This is a genomic window from Anabaena sp. FACHB-595 (genome assembly GCF_048568275.1).
Classification (GTDB): domain Bacteria; phylum Cyanobacteriota; class Cyanobacteriia; order Cyanobacteriales; family Nostocaceae; genus Trichormus.
The window spans coordinates 3,023,877-3,040,602 of the sequence record NZ_CP183473.1 but is presented as its reverse complement, the minus strand read 5'-3'; the positions used below and the strand labels follow the sequence as shown (position 1 = coordinate 3,040,602).

Below are 16,726 nucleotides of genomic sequence, written 5' to 3'. Positions count from 1 at the left end.
TTTTATGAAACTTTAAGCTGTTAATATTTGCTCTGCGGTTAATGTTAGTTCAGGAAAGGTGACTGATATAATACGCTCAGAACCTTTAAAAGATGAACGCTCATAGTTACCATTAGTATTTAATAGAAAGACAAATACAGTCGGCTCTTTTGGTGTTCCTAAATATTTTCTGTCTCCAATTGCTAAATAATCCACAATCCAATATTCTTCAATGCCTAATCTTTGATATTCATCCAACTTATCAATATAGTCATCCTCCCAATTAGTTGATGTCACTTCTACAGCCAATTGAATGGGTTGCTCAAGTGCAGAATAGGCTGAACGATTTGACCGCCATAAATCCCTATCAATTACACTAACATCTGGTTTGCGCCCTTGTTCTATGCCATCAGCAGTTGTAGTTCTAAAAACTGCTGTATTGTTGACTATATAATTTAAATTTAATCGCCTAATTTTATCATTAAAAGCAAACAATAGATAATTGGCAACATCATCATGATTTCTGGTTGAACGCACTTCTATAATTTCTCCATTTACAAGTTCATAAAAACCCTCCTCTGGACATTTATCGAGAAACTGATCAAAGGTTAATTTTTGTCTTGCGATTGCTGTCATGGCTTTGTACCTCAGACTTTCTGAATAAACCGACGACCTAATAATCCTTGGGGTCTAACTAATAGCATGATAAACAAAATGCCGAAAGCTACAGCGTCTTTATAACCAGAGTAATCAGAGGGAACCAGCGCCTCAACCACACCAATCAGTAAACCTCCCAGCACTGCGCCAGGAATGCTACCTAAGCCACCCAAAACAATCACCGCTAAACCCCGCAACCCAAAGCCAATCCCAAAATAAGGGCCTGCAATGCTTACACTAGAAGCGACTAATGTACCCGCCAAGCCAGCGAGAAAACTGCTGATAAAAAAAGTTAAGACAATAAAGCGATCGCTATTGATACCTAATAAACTAGCAGTAGTGGCATCTTCGGCGATCGCCTGAATTGCTTTACCGTATTTAGTACGATTAATAAAGTAAGTAAGAATAGCCACAATCACAACAGATACAGTAAAAATTACCACCTGTACGCTACGAATAGGAATCGGTTTTTCCAAAGTTCCAAAGTTAAACGCTGGGGGTAAATTCCCAAAAGTATTTGCTGGAAATGTATAACTTTCTGCACCTACTAAATATTGAATTAGGTTCACAATTACCACTGCTACCCCTAAGCTAGAAACCACAGTTAGTAAGGTGTCAGATCCTTTTTTTCGTAAAGGTTGAAAAGCAATTCTTTCCATTGCTACTCCCACTAAACCAGCTAAACTACTACCCATAATCAATGCCATAGCAAATGGTAATTGTATCGGCAAAGTAGCGTTAGCCAGCAAACCATTAAACCCAAAGGTTCCACCCATAAGAGCATAAGTAAAATATGCTCCCAGAGTAAAAATTGCCCCATGTGCTAAATTAATAATTCCCAAAATGGAATAAACCAATGTATAACCTAAGGCAAAGATTGCATAAACGCTGCCAATAGATAACCCATTCAATAATTGTTGTAAAAATACACTAATATCCATTTAATTTAGTCAGTTGTCAGTTGTCAGTTGTCATTAGTCAATAGTTTTCTTCACCCTCCCACTATCCACCCTAAATTTCCTATTTCAAAAATGTAAACTTACCTTGACTACCATCCTTTTCCATTTTAATTTGAGCTACATAAAAATCTTGTTGTACAACTTCACCAATTGGTGTAAAACTAATTTCTCCTAATGGTGTATTGTATTTACCTGTTAGTAGCTGTTTGTTCAATTCTGTACGTAATTCCGGTAACTGTATTTTACTAACTTTGTTCATGCTGTCTAATGCTTTGAGAGATTCTACATATACTTGTACTGCGGCAAAAGCTTGAGCGCTAAATTGAGGCGGTTCTTTCTTATATTGATCAACATAGGCTTGGCGAAATGCTTTATTAATTTCACCAGTATATTCTGGACTGTAAGCTTGAGCTATTAACACGCCATCACACAGTGCTTTACAAACTGCGAAAACATTTGAGGTATTTAAACCATTACCACCAATAATTGCACCTTGATAACCCAATTCACGCAACTGTCTAACTAAGTTGCCACCATCGGCAGCTAGTCCAGAAATAATCACCAAATCAGGTTTTAAATTAATCGCATTAGTCGCCTGAGATTGAAAGTCAGTATCAGTAGTTTGGAACTTTTGTACTGTTACTAATTCCAGCCCTTGTTCCTTAATAGTTTGTTGAAAAATCTCTGTTTCTGATTTACTAAAGGCATCATTTTGAGCGAAGAAAACCGCGACTTTTTTAATGTTGGGATTTTGCTTAAGTGCAGCTTTGACTGAATTGGGTGCAACTACAGACACAGGTGCAGAAACGCGCGCCACATAATCACCAATTTCTGGTATGCCTTTTGCTGTATTTGATGGCCCAATCACTGGGACTTTTGCTCTTTCAGCAATAGGATTAGCACTAAAGGCTTGTTGGGATAATGTAGGCCCTACAATACCTACGACTTTATCTTTATTGATAAGAGTTTGAAAAGCATTAATTGTTCCAGCTTCGTCACCAGCCGTATCTTGAAAAATCAGTTTAATTGGAGTACCGTTTACTCCACCCTTATCATTAAAATACTTTTCAGCAATTTTAGCTCCAGCGACTTGTTCTTGACCAAGTAGAGCTACATTACTCGTTTGTGCTAGGGCGATACCAATGGGAATGGTATTGTTATTGGCTGTTGTAGTAACATTTGTTGCAGCATTAGTTGTGTTATTTGGAGAATTGTTAGTCGAATTTGTGTCTGTGTTAGCACCACCACAAGCTGCCAGAAAAAAAGTACAAGCAGAGAATAATGCTGTGGTATACGCAAAAGTTATTTTCATTTTTGTGTTGATATAAAACAATTTACGAGAGTTTTATTAAATCATCTTTCTCCCCAAAGAGAAAGTCGTTCCTGAACTGTTATTAACAATACAGGATAAGAATATCTTTTCGCTATCTCCTTCTCTCTAGCAACTAATTCCTATGTATGGTTTGGTTATTAATATCACCACGACTTACCAGAGGTTAATATAGGTGGTGCAGGACATTTTGACCTAACCCTCCAGGGAACAATCAAGCAAATATCTAGTGGGCTTGCTTATCTAGAAGCCCTAGATAGTAAAATGGTTCTAACTTTGACATCTTGAGCAATAAATTACCAATCTATGGTTAAAGATCGCCCAGATAAACCGTAACCATGCCAATTCTGCGTCAATAGTACCTACATCAAGACTGGGGTTTATGTTTGTAGTATATGAAAAGATACTTTTAATCCAAAACTATGCCCTACTCTGAAAAATCCCTTAACTATCCACTCAGCCACAAAATTGATCACGTTGATGATTACCACGGTACTTTAGTAGCAGATCCTTATCGTTGGTTAGAAGATCCTGACTCTGAAAAAACTAGGGTTTGGATCGAGGCACAAAATCAAATTACTTTTGCGTATTTGGGCGAAGTTTCGATTAGAGAGAAAATTCAACAACGTCTTAACAAACTTTGGGATTATGAAAAGTATGGAATCCCATTTAAAGAAGGAGAAAATTATTTTTATTTCAAAAATGATGGCTTGCAAAATCAAAGTGTTTTGTATACATTGAAATCACTGGATTCTGAACCAAGAGTTTTACTAGACCCTAACAAACTTTCAGATGATGGGACTGTTGCTCTTTCGGGTTTAGCTATCAGCAATAATGGCAAGCTTTTGGCATATGGTATATCTACTTCTGGTTCTGATTGGCAAGAATGGAAGGTTGTTGATGTAGAAACTGGTGCAGATTTTCCAGATCATCTAAATTGGATTAAATTTTCCGGTGCATCTTGGACGAATGATAATCAAGGCTTTTTCTATAGTCGTTATGACGAACCAAAGGAAAAAACCAAATTGGAAGATGTTAACTATTACCAAAAGCTTTACTACCATCGATTAGGTACACCCCAATCTGAAGACGTACTAATTTACCAACGCCTTGATCAAAAAGAATGGGGTTTTAATGGAGTTGTCTCAGAAGATGGTTGCTATCTGATAATTTCGGTTTGGCTGGGTACTGATTCCAGAAATCTAGTTTTTTATAAGGACTTAACTAACCTCCATGCCGAAGTTGTAGAACTAATTAATCAATTTGAAGCAGATTATAGTTTCATTGATAATGATGAGAGCGTTTTCTACTTCCGTACTGACTGGGATGCACCACGGGGTAGAGTAATTGCTATTGATACAGCTAATCCGTCTCAAGAAATATGGCGAGAAATTATTCCTCAAGCTGAAGCAACTTTAGAAAGTGTCAATATCTTAAATAATCAGTTTATTGCTGATTATTTAGAAGATGCCCGATCGCAAGTTAAAATTTTCGACCTCAACGGTACATTAATTCGGGATGTAGAATTACCAGGATTGGGTGCTGTAGGTGGCTTTGGTGGTAAGCGTGACGATACAGAAACTTTTTACAAATTCACTAGTTTTACTACACCAGGAACTATTTACCGCTATAACTTAGTAACAGGAAAAAGTGAGGTTTTTAGAGAAACAATTGTAGATTTTAATCCTGATAATTACGAAACTAAACAAGTTTTTTATCAAAGTAAAGATGGTACACAAGTACCCATGTTTATTACACATAAGAAAGGCATTCAATTGAATGGGAATAACCCCACTTATCTTTATGCCTACGGTGGTTTTAATGTCTCACTCACGCCCAGTTTTTCTGTAAGTATGTTGGTATGGATGGAAATGGGTGGTGTTTATGCCATGCCAAATATACGCGGTGGCGGAGAATACGGCGAAGAATGGCATCAAGCAGGAATGAAGGATAAAAAGCAAAATGTTTTTGATGATTTTATTGCTGCTGCTGAGTGGTTGATTGCCAATAATTATACAAAACCGGAAAAACTAGCGATCGCTGGTGGTAGTAACGGTGGTTTATTAGTGGGTGCTTGCATGACTCAGCGTCCTGAATTATTCGGCGCAGCTTTACCAGCAGTTGGTGTGATGGATATGTTACGGTTTCACAAATTTACCATTGGTTGGGCTTGGACTGCTGAATATGGTTCCCCAGATAACCCACAAGAGTTTCCTGCACTCTACGCTTATTCACCACTGCATAATCTCAAACCAGGTACAGCATACCCCGCAACCTTGATTACCACCGCCGATCACGATGATCGCGTTGTCCCCGCCCACAGCTTCAAATTTGCCGCAGCTTTGCAAACTGCACACAACGGCAATGCACCTGTATTAATTAGAATTGAAACTAAAGCTGGACATGGTGCAGGGAAACCCACGGCGAAGATTATCGAAGAAGCCGCAGATAAATGGGCTTTTTTAGTCCGGACTTTAGCTGTTGAAGTTTAACCGCAGAGAATATTAGGACTTACGCATGAAAGGGTACAGGGGTGTAGGGGTGTAAATCTTTAAAATCCTTACACCTTTGTGTCCTTAACCCCTTATATCTAGTCTCAACAAACAGCCTGGGTGCGTTAGTCCTAAATATTGTTATTCCCGATCATAAACTGGGAATTATTCACCAGCAAAAACTCGCCGTTGAATCAGTGTAATACCAATAATCACCACTGCCAAGAGAAAGGCGATCGCCGCAGCATATCCCATCTGTAAATAACGAAATACCATTTGATAAATCAGCAGCACTACAGTCAAGGTGGCATTATTAGGGCCGCCAGTACCACCAGAGAAAATATAAGATTGATCAAATAATTGAAAAGTGCCAATTACCCCCACCGCGATCACAAAAAAAGTCACAGGTTTCAGCAGAGGAATTGTAATGTAAATAAATTGCTGCCACCAATTTGCACCATCTAATTCTGCCGCCTCGTAAAGTTTCGCAGGTATATCTTGTAAGGCTGCTAGATATATCACCATATAAAATGGTGCAGTTGACCAAATATTCATGAGCATGATGCCTTTGAGGGCAACAGCCGGATCACCCAACCAATTATAAGTAGGCAGTCCCAAAAAAGCTAGAAAATCATTTAATAGTCCATCTGTATTATAAATCCACATAAAAATTAGCGTCAGCACTGCTGAAGAAGTGACTGTTGGCAAAAAGTAAAGGATGCGCCACCAGTTCTTACCCCGGATTCCAGCATTTAAAGTTACTGCTAAAATCAATGCCAAAACAGTTTGGCTTGGTACAACAATGACCACATATTCTGCTGTATTTCTTAAGGCAATCCAAACTAATTCATCGTCAACTAATCGCTGAAAATTTCGCAACCCAATGAATTGATAGGCAACACCACCTAACAGTTGAACTTTGTTGAGCGACAGGAAAACAGAATAGAGAATAGGTAGAACTACGAAAGTTCCCAAAACCAGCAGAGTCGGCATCATGAATACATATCCGAACAAGCTGTCTGTGATGTTCCATCTATGGTTATTTCTCCACCTTCTGATTCGCAACACCATCTAATCTGCCTATAACTAGCTGTGGGTACTGTGCGATCGCTATCGTAGTGGAAGGGATGAGTTGACTCATAGATACCCTATGGATGATTTTTCCATATTTTTATGGCATTACATAGGCTGGTTTTCGGGAAAAATGAGGTGAAAAAGTTCTTGAGCCATCACCACACTTAAGGAATTGAGCCTAAGATAAATAGTATGAGCCTTCAACAACTGCATTAAGTGAGGTTGTTTTTAGGGCTATAGAGTCTTTGGAATCATGTTCTGCGGATACTGAACTACTAATTGTTAACCGTGACTGTGTAAAAATGCCTAATCTGACATCTTACACCTGATGAATTACAAGGTGCAGGGCATTGCCTATTCAATAATAGGTAATAATTTAACCTCAATTCAGCAATTATTAGCAGTTAGTCATAACTGATGAAAAAAGGAACACAAAAATGAAGATAGCATTTGCTACAAGTGATAGGATTAATGTTGACGCTCACTTTGGCTGGGCGCAGGAAATTGATGTTTATGAAATTTCAGACGGGGGTTATGAATTTATCGAAACTCTCTCCTTTAATAAGGAAACTCCTAAACCTAGTGAAGATACAACCGAAAAAAGCGAAGGTGATTGCAAACACGGTAAAAGCGATTGCAAAAAAGCTAAAAAAGAAGAGGAGCAAAAACCTAAGGTTCAAAATGGTGAAAGTGATGATAAAGTAGCTCAAAAAATCGCAGCTTTATCTGATTGCAAAATTGTATATGTGGCATCCATTGGCGGTACTGCTGCTGCCAAGTTAATCAAAAAAGGCGTAATGCCAGTTAAACCACGTTCAAAGAAGGAAGATATTATCTACCTTTTGAATAGATTAGTGCAAACTCTTAAAGGTAATCCTCCGCCTTGGTTGCGTAAAGCTCTACGTCAAAATCAAGAAAGTATCGGTGAACTAGAATCTGTGTAATAAATCCTCTCTAAGCTGATGCTAATTAGGCATTAATCTATAGATGGAAATTTTCGCTTCACATTCCATCTAAATCTCCCTATTTATGAATTAAGCAGGCTGCCAAAAACATACTAGGTTGAGGGCTGAAATTAGCACAAAAACTCTATCCTCGTATGGGTAGAGTTTTTATCAGTGGTCAGTAGTCATTAGCAAAACAGCCAAAATTGTCCACCAGGAAGGTATTGAACTCTTAATACTCTGCTGCAATTCCAGAATAAACAAGTCACGCAATCATTCTGATCAAATGTATTAGCTATGCTATTCACCTCATTTATTACTCTAGGACTAGCTATATTTTTTGTAGTTATTGGTCTAAAAATTACAAATCAAATCTGGCAAGTTATTTCCATACTAGTAGGGTTCTTTTGGCTATGCTGTAGCCTTAAATTTTCCTTGATTCCTTTAGAAGGATTATTGCTAATTGCTTTGTTTATGACTAGAAAATTAACACGCCACTATTATAGTGAATAAATCTTAATTGATTAATCTTGAGTAGAGGCGATCGCTTATATTAAGTTGGCTAACCTTGCTTTAACTTGCATATCTTTTCCTACTGGCTGTTAACAGTTGACGGTTGACAGTTAACTCTGAGCATAGTCTAAGGATCAGCAGTCAACAAACCATACACATGAATATGTAATTTAACAGCGTTATAGCTTCTTTTTCATGTATTTTCACATAATATTAACAAATATTACAGCATTCCTAAAAAATAATTTGAGCATTTATAACTAAAAACAGCGTATTAATTGATTCACGCATATTTTCTACTATAAGCTCTAACAATCACTTGAAACTCCAGTTTCAGTAAATTTACATTGCACACTGTTAAATAACATATATGCCACTTGAAACAGTAATCGGAACTTCCCTGAACTACTATCTGATTGCTTTTGATGCTGATGGCAAGGAATGTGATGGAACTCAACAAGTCAGCCAAAAGGTCATAGACATCTTATCTACACAGCCAATCACAGATGTCTTCTTAATTAGTCATGGCTGGATGGGTGATATTTCCTCCGCCCAAAAGCACTACAAAGAATGGATTAGAACAATGGCTGACAGCCATACTGATATTGAAAAAATCCAACAAATACGACCAGAGTTTCATCCTCTGTGGATAGGTTTACACTGGCCTAGTAGTCCTTGGAGTCATGAAGGCTTAAAAGCTGTTGTTTCTTATGACATCACAGATAATTCTCAACAGCAAATGATTGATGATTATGCTCAAAGCATAGCTGATACGGAAGTTACTAGAGAAGCACTGCGAGTGATTTTTACAGCAGCAATAGAGTATAAGTCTGCGCCGGATACTTTACCATTAGAAGTAAGTCAAGCTTATGAGGTATTGCTAAAAGAGGCCTCTTTGATTAGTGATGAAGAAGATGCTGACGGCTGGAGTCAAACTGAATTATTAAATTTAGATCCGGAAACTGTCTATCAAAATATTTTGTTAGAAGATACTCAAGATTTCAGCTTTGGTTTTACTGATACTGTTAAATCAGCATGGGATTCATTTTTAGGGCTGCCAAGATTAGTCTCTTTCTGGAAAATGAAAGACCGCGCCCGTAGAATTGGTGAAACTAGTGGTTTTAATTTTTTAAAAAAACTGCAACAGACAGCTGCAAAAACAGTACGGTTTCATCTTATGGGACATAGTTTTGGTTGTATATTTGCTTCGGCTACAGTCGCGGGGAATAAACAAAATAACGCTTTAGTTCGTCCTGTAAATTCTCTGGTTCTAGTACAAGGTGCATTATCACTCTGGTCTTTTAGTGCGAAGATTCCTTATAAGAATAATTTGGTTGGTTACTTTCACTCAATCATTGCTCAGAGGAAAGTTGCCGGTGCAATTATTACTACCCAATCTAAACACGATAGTGCTGTCAAGCTAGCCTATCCTGTAGCGGGGAAATTAGGATTATTTGCAGGTCAAAATATAGATACTGATGTTAGTTCACCTCCGCTTCCTAATGTTGGGGGAATTGGCAATTATGGTATTCAGGGAACAGACTTAGATATTATCAATATTGATATGCTTCCCCTACAATATTCTTACAATTTCCAACCACAGAAAATTTACAACTTAGAAAGTAGTCAATACATTTACGATCCTCAGGCAAATTTTGTTATGGGTTCCCACTGTGTTATTGACAAACCTGAAATAGCTCATGCGGTATGGTCAGCAGTTCTAAGTAGTTAATTTGACTAAACATCAAATCTTTCATTACATCTTCGGGTTTATTTATACTTATATCTTGCACCACTCTCTTATTACCAAAATTACAGGCTAAAAGGATTATTATTTCGTAGGTTGGGATGCTCCACACCACTTGCTTATTGAGAAGATGCAAGATAGCAGTATACCTATTTAGCATGGGAGATCGCATTTTTGTCTGAAAATAGAGGTTAGGGGCGAGAGAAGACAGATGAATAAATACTCCTCAGGATGAATGAAAATATGACTCAAGTAGTATAAAAATTAGGTCTGCATATTCCCACATTCATTATCGATAGGTCAATCCTGATGGCTAAAGTCAAAAAACTGGCAAAAAAATCTCTCCCTGATGCAAACTTAAAATTAGGAAGAAGAATTTAGTTAAGTCCTGTTAGTTAAAGTCTTGATATTTTTCTCCCTCTTCATCTTATCCCTCATCCCCCAACATTACATGAGGAAATTACCATGACCAATGTCATCAGTTACAACAATGACAAAGGACTTCTTGCCTATATTCAATTTTTGGCAGATAGAGCGTTAAAACCCAGCAACGGTAATACTGACCCAGTTTTTGACTTTGAGGATGCACTCGACCAAACAGAAATGGCGCAGTTAGCTGTTGATGAGTTAAAAAAAATTCCCGAAGTTAACACCTTGTTTGCGGAACGCTGGCTACCAGCACCTTTCAATTTAGATGATTTAGCTAAACTTCCAGAGGGAACATTAGGCCATGTCTACGCCATTGAAATGAAAGCTAGAGGTTTCGACCCCTACTTTTATAAGAAAGTCCCTGTAGTTGATGACATCTCATATCTGAAAATGCTGTGGCGCTCTACCCATGATATTTATCATGTCGTCGCTGGATTTGATACTGATGGGATTGGTGAAATTGGTCTTCAAGCTTTTGTTTTGGCTCAAACCCCAATTCCTATTAGTGTGATGTTGGTCAGTTTTGGCATGGTGATGACTAGTCTTTATCAACCAGCAAAATTCCAAGATTTAATGGCAGAAATAGCTCGCGGATATAGTTTAGGTTCCCATACGCCGAGGAAGTTAATCGCTCAGAAATGGGATCAGTTTTGGGATGTACCAGTGATTGAAATACGTGAGTGTTTAGGCATGAATACTGTAAAGCAACGTGAAAGAGCTTAGGGACTGGGAATAAAAGAAAAAACCCAGCCTTTGGGAAAACCTGGGTTACTGAAATGTAATCATTCGATATGCTTCAAAAATCTAGAGCCAATCTCGATAGGCAGAAATTTCATTGACACTAATCTCTAAAGGTTCACCTTTGCCAAAAGGGGGATAAACGCGAATTTTGGCATTTTTGGTAAACCTCTCTAGGCGATTCCCTAATTGAGGAATATTGCTGACTATGTGCCAGTAAGAGACAATATCTGGACAGTCAACAATGAGCATAACGATCGCATCTTTTTTGGTAAGATACCACTGGCAATTATTTAGCAATGCTTGAGTAATGCGATCGCAAGCCTGATAAAAGCATCTGCCAATAGACTGTTCTAATTCCAGATGCAGCATTCCATCCTCTTTTGACACCACACTAGGCGGTAAATCATCTGGTGGAAGCAGATTCAATTTAGACATAATTTTGTACCTCTTGGTTGTAGCGCTGCAAGCTTTCCTGATTTTTTTGCAAGGCAAAAGATGAGGGTTTGAGCGCTAATGTACCTAGATCCAATTCGTCTTGAAATTTCTTGATTTTGTCCCGACAAGTAGCCACATCACCAATGATGGAATTTTCAATCAAGTAGTCTTCATCAAAACAAATATTTGTGCGGTCAAATTGCTTATGACCGCTAGAACCGTTCTGCATTACTTGGGACGAATTGGCTGTCATTTTCTGGCTAAAATACCTAATAAAAGGTAAAGCTTCCGTGACTGCTTCATCATAGGTCTTACCTACATAAAAGAAGCGCGCTAAAACAAATTTTTCCCCACCACTAGAATTTAAAGCTCGATAGGTTTCCACCGTCTTTTTTAATCTCTCCAGAGCAAACGGCGGCCCTCCCATCAAAGCAAAGGAATGTTTCGCCGCAAATTCGATACCTACATCATCACCAGTGGCTAGATAAACGGGGATTTCTTGCTGTAAAGGTTTAGGGTAAACTGTGAGGCGATCGCACTGATAATATTGTCCGTTAAATGATACATCAGTTTCATATAAAAGCTTTTGAATCAATGCCAACGCCTCTAGCATCATCGCGCGAGATTCGCCCATTGGTGTGGCAAAATGCTTGTTATGTTGGGGAAATGGCCCCCCTTTAGCCACACCAAATAATAATCGTCCATTGCACAAATTATCTAAGGTAGCAATATCTTCCGCCACCCGAATCGGGTTGTGGAATGGTAATAACACCGCCGCCGTACCTAATTTAATAGTTGAGGTGACACCTGCTAAATGTGCCATCAACAGCAATATTGACGAACTGAGATTTACTTCATTAAAATGATGCTCTGTTACCCAAGCTTCGTCGAAACCCAACTTTTCCGCCTGTCGTACTAGCGCCACTTGTTCAAAAATGGCTCGACGCGAGTCTTGGTGATGATTTTCGTAATTGCAGAACAGTCCTGTTTTCATTATTTGCTAGCGATTCCTACTCTACCGGGACTTAAGGAGGTTGTAAGGGTGTAGGGGTGTAATAGTTTCAAAAATACCCCCATACCCCTTTCTTCCATCTACCTTGCTACCATCTGCAACTCCAGCCATAGGCGTGGGTCGTTATCTTTCAACTTTGACATGGGGTCTCGCAATAATCGTTTAGCATTCATGCAAACTACTTGCACTAATCCCATGTTTTCAGCTACTTCTCTGAGTATTTCTTTTTGAGTCTGCACATAAGGGAGCATTTCACCAGAACAATAAATCCCTATATATTGCAAACGTCTAGCAGGTCGTCCCCAGAAACAGGTGATGACTTTCACATGACACCCATCTAATAATTCCCCGACTTTTGGGTAGTAGTGATTGACGACTCTTGTGAATTCCTTAGCTAGGATATCTTCCGCAATCATTGCAATTGATATTTATGTAGCGTACATCACGCTAACTAATATAACATATTTTTGTCATTTAATGTTGACAATTCAGCATTATTTTCTTCCTATTATTAATAGAATGTATGTAAAAAAAACAAATTTAAATTAATATTTATACTTGTATATTTGAAAACAAAAGATCCCCGATTTCTTTAAGAAATCGGGGATCTTTATTGGTAAAATATTGATTAATACTTTATCTGGATTTGCGCTCTGCAACTAATACTTCAGCCACAATTTCTGGTAAATGACTCAAGTCGGCAAATCCTTCAGAAGCATGAATAGGGGAAGCAAAAGTATAGTTAGGATCACATTCTCCTGTGTCGTAAACTTGGATGTACCACCTATCAGGAAATCCTTCTATACCTAACTCTACAATGTACCAACTCTGACCCGTCAGACGAGAATTAAAGATGTTAAACCAATCTCTGTATTCATCTACAATATTCCAGTCTGCTAGGAGAAACTCTAACGCTATATGTCCAGCATCAGTTGCAGTTAGTAGCATTATTACCCCTCATTTGCTCCTTGAGATTGTTGAAAATCAGGATACAAGCCTAAACTTTTCGCTAACTCACGAGCTAAAAAAAATAAAAACTGCGCCCCATCTTGATTACCTTGATGTGCAAATGCTGTTGCTACTTGTACGATAGTTTCCACAAAACCAGCATCAATTAATTCTGCTTTAGCTTCTAATATTTCTGGTTCTTGACCATTCGGACATTGTAGTAATTCATCAATGAGATTAAAGTAGGAAGTTTGGCGTTCTTGTGTTGCTTCAGTCATAGTGAATTTGTTTTTTTACAAAATTGTTAGTTGTCAGTGGTCAGTCGCCAGTTGTTTTTATCTTGTCTATAAGCTCAGTTTTTAGGCTGTGATTTAAAGATATTTTTCCCACTGATACGATGTATATATTGGGTGTAACAACTGTATTTATTGTTCAATGCTTTGCTGCCAAAGTCTTTCTAACATTTCAATTTGTTCTCTTAAAACAGCAGCGCGGTAAACAAGATATCTGTCATAAACAATAATTCCTAGCCCAATGAATATAGGGGTTAGCAAAACGAACCATTGCAGGAGGACAGCGAGTTTATACTGTTCAGCAGTCAGCAGTTGATTCACGATATTTCGATCAGAAATTTGGGTGCTAACTTGGGGTAGTTCTAAGTTTTGAGTTGTGTTTGTGTTAGATAGAGCGGTATCTGCTGGATTAATATTATTGACTGCAAATGTTAATTTCTGTGTTTTAACGAACTCTATGTGTCTGACCCAAACAACACCAAATATTATTAGCCCTGGAGATAACACCGTAAAAGTAACTAAAAAAACCGTGAGAACATTTAAGAGTTTGACTTTCATCTTTGCTCTCCTATCTTACAGAAGGGAGTAGGGAGTGGGGAGTAGTCTGACAAACTTTTTCATGCTCTCATTATCAATAAAGTTCAATTGTTTAACTAAGTAGCCGACAGGGAAAAATAAAATATGTCATAATTGAAAAATAATATTATCTTGAAAAGTGGGTATAATTTGGCAAATTTCGATGCCGCAAATACCTAATTTAGATTATCAGCTATTAATTATTAAAGATGTTCACCGATTACTCTTTAATGATTAAGAAGTCCCCCCTAGTTCTTTGGTTTAACCCATTGAATTTCGGGGGGTAGAGGGGAATCTCTGCGTAAATCCTATTAGTTTTATATCAGCCGACCTTCTTGCCTATGGTTTATATGAGTCGGATCAAAATTATTAAATTTATTAGTTTTGTACTCAACTCTGCAAACCCTTATATCATAAAGATTATAAAAATTATTTGGGGTAGGGGTACTAGTATTTTTGAGGTGGGGTACTAGCATTTATTGACTGGGGTTCTGGCACTTATCAAATCAATCTCAAAGCTAAATAGGGGGCGAATGCAATCAACTTTGTGGTTGAGTGATTTATGCTAAAAACTTGTACTCAAGCAGAATATATGTATTGGTGAGTATATAAAAACAAGCCCGAAAAAACAATTAAAATTATATAAAATGTGCGATTTGAACAAAGGAATAAAATAAATTCACCAAATTATTAGTTATGTAGACGATGGCTACAAAAATAGAGTTCCATAAGCAAGGGATATTTAATGTTTTTTAATGTGTAAATGTATTCACTGTGACAAAAGACATTGAAAAAGAAAAATACCGGGTAAATGTTTTTAAATAGCTTTATTTAGTCACCAGTTTTATGCTTTAGTAAAAGTACATCACATATACTCTCACGCAAGCTGATTTGTAAATTTAATACGTCTAAGGTAATTGTTATAAGCTAATTGTTATAAGTAAACAATTCACTCTGAATTGAGAATTTTAGGAGTAAAATAATGCGAATTGCTAATGATGTAACAGAACTTATTGGAGGTACACCTTTAGTTAAGCTTAATAAGATTCCGCAAGCGGAAGGAGTAGTTGCCAGAATAGTTGTCAAACTAGAAGGAATGAATCCAGCCTCTTCCGTAAAAGACCGGATTGGGGTGAGTATGATTAACGCAGCAGAAGCGGAAGGTTTAATCATACCGGGAAAAACTATTTTAGTAGAACCAACTTCCGGTAACACAGGAATTGCCCTGGCGATGGTAGCCGCCGCCCGTGGCTATCGGTTAATTTTGACTATGCCAGAGACTATGAGCCAAGAAAGACGGGCTATGTTGCGGGCTTATGGTGCAACTCTAGAGTTGACTCCAGGTACAGAAGGTATGCGGGGAGCCATTCGCAAAGCCGAAGAAATTGTGGCTAGTACCCCTGATACTCATATGCTGCAACAGTTTCGCAACCCAGCTAACCCCAAAATCCACCGTGAAACTACCGCCGAAGAAATTTGGAATGATACCGATGGTGAAGTTGATATTGTGATTGCTGGGGTGGGTACTGGAGGAACAATTACTGGGATTGCAGAGGTATTGAAACAACGCAAACCTAGCTTTCAGGCGATCGCAGTTGAACCTAGCAATAGTCCTATCCTTTCCGGTGGACAAGCCGGGCCACACAAAATCCAAGGTATCGGTGCAGGCTTTGTTCCCGATGTCCTCCGTCTAGAATTGGTGGATGAAGTCATCAGAGTTAGCGATGATCAAGCGATGAGCTACGGGCGGCGTTTAGCCAGAGAAGAAGGTTTGCTATCTGGTATTTCCTCTGGTGCGGCTTTGTGTGCAGCTTTACAGGTGGGGAAACGTCCAGAAAATGCCGGCAAGTTAATTGTGATGATTCAACCTTCCTTCGGCGAACGCTACCTCAGCACCCCTTTGTTTCAGGATTTGACGAATGAAACTGCTGGTGTCAGTTAGTTGGGGTGCTTTATCCATAAACCTTTGTTGGAGACGTAGCGGTGCTACGTCTCTACGGTTAGGTTAATTCGGTCTGTGTTTAATGATTACACCCTTGTCTGTGGTGTTCTTGTTGACCGTGATGGTTGCATCCGCCTTGATGATCGTGATGATGATCGTGACTATGACCATTACCGTGGGCGCAGCCTTGCAAATCTTGGCTCATGAGATTTTCACTCATGGCGCGGAAGGATTCATCTACGGGTTTTAAGCCAATCCAAGTTTCCAGGGTTTCGACATCAAAACCTACTTCGCGGCGATCGCCTACTTGCAGTAAAGGGCGACGGATTAATAAAGGCTCTCTCAGCATTAAAAGTAAGGCTGTTTGTTCGTCTAGTTGTTCGGGAACAATCTCACCAGACTTGATTTGTGGCGCGGAACGATTAAACCAGTCGGTAACTGGGCGATCGCCAAAAAATGAACGCAGACGTTCCACAGTCCAAGGTTCTGTAAGTAGGTTGTAAGTGATCACTTCATGTCCCGCCGCAGTTAACAAAACTTTCTGACGAGTACCACCTTTACAACCGGGTTTTTCATAGAAAATTACTCTAGCCATTTGAAGTATCTCCTAATGAGTTGGGAATGGGGAATGGGTAATAGGTAATAGGGAACAGGA

General features: G+C 38.6%; 16 protein-coding genes. 5 read left to right on the top strand and 11 right to left on the bottom strand.

What is annotated here, in order from left to right; genetic code table 11:
* Nucleotides 1-12: 12 nt before the first annotated feature.
* The 3 genes from ACN222_RS12690 to ACN222_RS12680 form a co-directional block, all read right to left on the bottom strand.
* The gene (locus ACN222_RS12690; protein ID WP_010996693.1) at nucleotides 13-615 is read right to left on the bottom strand and encodes a Uma2 family endonuclease; all 603 of its coding nucleotides are present in this window, start codon (nucleotides 613-615) and stop codon (nucleotides 13-15) included.
* Nucleotides 616-626: 11 nt separating this feature from the next.
* Nucleotides 627-1,577 carry a branched-chain amino acid ABC transporter permease gene (locus ACN222_RS12685; RefSeq protein WP_010996692.1) on the bottom strand — a complete coding sequence of 317 codons (951 nt, stop codon included), beginning with the start codon at nucleotides 1,575-1,577 and terminating at the stop codon, nucleotides 627-629.
* 79 nt (nucleotides 1,578-1,656) lie between these two features.
* A complete protein-coding gene (locus tag ACN222_RS12680; RefSeq protein ID WP_044521412.1) occupies nucleotides 1,657-2,907 on the bottom strand; it encodes an ABC transporter substrate-binding protein in 1,251 nt (416 codons plus the stop codon).
* Nucleotides 2,908-3,347: 440 nt separating this feature from the next.
* Between ACN222_RS12680 and ACN222_RS12675 the strand changes: the two genes are divergently transcribed.
* Nucleotides 3,348-5,417, top strand: coding sequence for a prolyl oligopeptidase family serine peptidase (locus ACN222_RS12675; protein WP_010996689.1), 2,070 nt, complete (start codon nucleotides 3,348-3,350; stop codon nucleotides 5,415-5,417).
* Between the two features lie 165 nt (nucleotides 5,418-5,582).
* On the opposite strand, the gene ACN222_RS12670 is transcribed toward ACN222_RS12675, so the two are convergent.
* Complete coding sequence (locus ACN222_RS12670) at nucleotides 5,583-6,488, bottom strand: carbohydrate ABC transporter permease (protein WP_010996688.1); 906 nt, start codon at nucleotides 6,486-6,488, stop codon at nucleotides 5,583-5,585.
* Nucleotides 6,489-6,928: 440 nt separating this feature from the next.
* Here ACN222_RS12670 and nifX point away from each other — a divergent pair, with 440 nt between their 5' ends.
* From nifX to ACN222_RS12655, 3 genes are all read left to right on the top strand, one after another.
* On the top strand, nucleotides 6,929-7,435 hold the full coding sequence (gene nifX, locus ACN222_RS12665) for a nitrogen fixation protein NifX (RefSeq protein ID WP_010996687.1): 507 nt from the start codon (nucleotides 6,929-6,931) through the stop codon (nucleotides 7,433-7,435).
* An 883-nt stretch (nucleotides 7,436-8,318) separates the two neighbouring features.
* Complete coding sequence (locus ACN222_RS12660; RefSeq protein WP_010996685.1) at nucleotides 8,319-9,680, top strand: hypothetical protein; 1,362 nt, start codon at nucleotides 8,319-8,321, stop codon at nucleotides 9,678-9,680.
* A 480-nt stretch (nucleotides 9,681-10,160) separates the two neighbouring features.
* Nucleotides 10,161-10,847: a Coq4 family protein gene (locus tag ACN222_RS12655; RefSeq protein WP_010996684.1), complete on the top strand. Its 687-nt coding sequence runs from the start codon at nucleotides 10,161-10,163 to the stop codon at nucleotides 10,845-10,847.
* Nucleotides 10,848-10,928: 81 nt separating this feature from the next.
* On the opposite strand, the gene ACN222_RS12650 is transcribed toward ACN222_RS12655, so the two are convergent.
* From ACN222_RS12650 to ACN222_RS12625, 6 genes are all read right to left on the bottom strand, one after another.
* On the bottom strand, nucleotides 10,929-11,300 hold the full coding sequence (locus tag ACN222_RS12650) for a hypothetical protein (RefSeq protein ID WP_011317341.1): 372 nt from the start codon (nucleotides 11,298-11,300) through the stop codon (nucleotides 10,929-10,931).
* A complete protein-coding gene (locus ACN222_RS12645) occupies nucleotides 11,293-12,294 on the bottom strand; it encodes an LLM class flavin-dependent oxidoreductase (protein WP_010996682.1) in 1,002 nt (333 codons plus the stop codon). The genes ACN222_RS12650 and ACN222_RS12645 overlap by 8 nt, the downstream gene beginning before the upstream one ends.
* Before the next feature lie 98 nt (nucleotides 12,295-12,392).
* Entirely contained in the window at nucleotides 12,393-12,728 is a 336-nt protein-coding gene (locus tag ACN222_RS12640; protein ID WP_010996681.1) for a hypothetical protein, read from the bottom strand.
* Nucleotides 12,729-12,948: 220 nt separating this feature from the next.
* Nucleotides 12,949-13,260 (bottom strand): hypothetical protein, encoded by a 312-nt coding sequence (locus ACN222_RS12635; protein ID WP_010996680.1) that lies wholly within the window; start codon nucleotides 13,258-13,260, stop codon nucleotides 12,949-12,951.
* Nucleotides 13,261-13,262: 2 nt separating this feature from the next.
* Nucleotides 13,263-13,538 (bottom strand): hypothetical protein, encoded by a 276-nt coding sequence (locus tag ACN222_RS12630; RefSeq protein ID WP_010996679.1) that lies wholly within the window; start codon nucleotides 13,536-13,538, stop codon nucleotides 13,263-13,265.
* 147 nt (nucleotides 13,539-13,685) lie between these two features.
* Nucleotides 13,686-14,111 (bottom strand): hypothetical protein, encoded by a 426-nt coding sequence (locus ACN222_RS12625; protein WP_010996678.1) that lies wholly within the window; start codon nucleotides 14,109-14,111, stop codon nucleotides 13,686-13,688.
* A gap of 1,000 nt (nucleotides 14,112-15,111) precedes the next feature.
* Here ACN222_RS12625 and cysK point away from each other — a divergent pair.
* The gene (cysK, locus tag ACN222_RS12620) at nucleotides 15,112-16,071 is read left to right on the top strand and encodes a cysteine synthase A (protein ID WP_010996677.1); all 960 of its coding nucleotides are present in this window, start codon (nucleotides 15,112-15,114) and stop codon (nucleotides 16,069-16,071) included.
* Between the two features lie 79 nt (nucleotides 16,072-16,150).
* Here cysK and ACN222_RS12615 read toward each other — a convergent pair whose 3' ends face one another.
* On the bottom strand, nucleotides 16,151-16,666 hold the full coding sequence (locus ACN222_RS12615; protein WP_010996676.1) for an ArsC/Spx/MgsR family protein: 516 nt from the start codon (nucleotides 16,664-16,666) through the stop codon (nucleotides 16,151-16,153).
* Nucleotides 16,667-16,726: the final 60 nt, after the last annotated feature.

Coding starts and splice junctions, on each gene's coding strand:
- ACN222_RS12690 (WP_010996693.1), bottom strand. CDS start 615: ATGACAGCAATCGCAAGACAAAAATTAACCTTTGATCAGTTTCTCGAT.
- ACN222_RS12685 (WP_010996692.1), bottom strand. CDS start 1,577: ATGGATATTAGTGTATTTTTACAACAATTATTGAATGGGTTATCTATT.
- ACN222_RS12680 (WP_044521412.1), bottom strand. CDS start 2,907: ATGAAAATAACTTTTGCGTATACCACAGCATTATTCTCTGCTTGTACT.
- ACN222_RS12675 (WP_010996689.1), top strand. CDS start 3,348: ATGCCCTACTCTGAAAAATCCCTTAACTATCCACTCAGCCACAAAATT.
- ACN222_RS12670 (WP_010996688.1), bottom strand. CDS start 6,488: ATGGTGTTGCGAATCAGAAGGTGGAGAAATAACCATAGATGGAACATC.
- nifX (WP_010996687.1), top strand. CDS start 6,929: ATGAAGATAGCATTTGCTACAAGTGATAGGATTAATGTTGACGCTCAC.
- ACN222_RS12660 (WP_010996685.1), top strand. CDS start 8,319: ATGCCACTTGAAACAGTAATCGGAACTTCCCTGAACTACTATCTGATT.
- ACN222_RS12655 (WP_010996684.1), top strand. CDS start 10,161: ATGACCAATGTCATCAGTTACAACAATGACAAAGGACTTCTTGCCTAT.
- ACN222_RS12650 (WP_011317341.1), bottom strand. CDS start 11,300: ATGTCTAAATTGAATCTGCTTCCACCAGATGATTTACCGCCTAGTGTG.
- ACN222_RS12645 (WP_010996682.1), bottom strand. CDS start 12,294: ATGAAAACAGGACTGTTCTGCAATTACGAAAATCATCACCAAGACTCG.
- ACN222_RS12640 (WP_010996681.1), bottom strand. CDS start 12,728: ATGATTGCGGAAGATATCCTAGCTAAGGAATTCACAAGAGTCGTCAAT.
- ACN222_RS12635 (WP_010996680.1), bottom strand. CDS start 13,260: ATGCTACTAACTGCAACTGATGCTGGACATATAGCGTTAGAGTTTCTC.
- ACN222_RS12630 (WP_010996679.1), bottom strand. CDS start 13,538: ATGACTGAAGCAACACAAGAACGCCAAACTTCCTACTTTAATCTCATT.
- ACN222_RS12625 (WP_010996678.1), bottom strand. CDS start 14,111: ATGAAAGTCAAACTCTTAAATGTTCTCACGGTTTTTTTAGTTACTTTT.
- cysK (WP_010996677.1), top strand. CDS start 15,112: ATGCGAATTGCTAATGATGTAACAGAACTTATTGGAGGTACACCTTTA.
- ACN222_RS12615 (WP_010996676.1), bottom strand. CDS start 16,666: ATGGCTAGAGTAATTTTCTATGAAAAACCCGGTTGTAAAGGTGGTACT.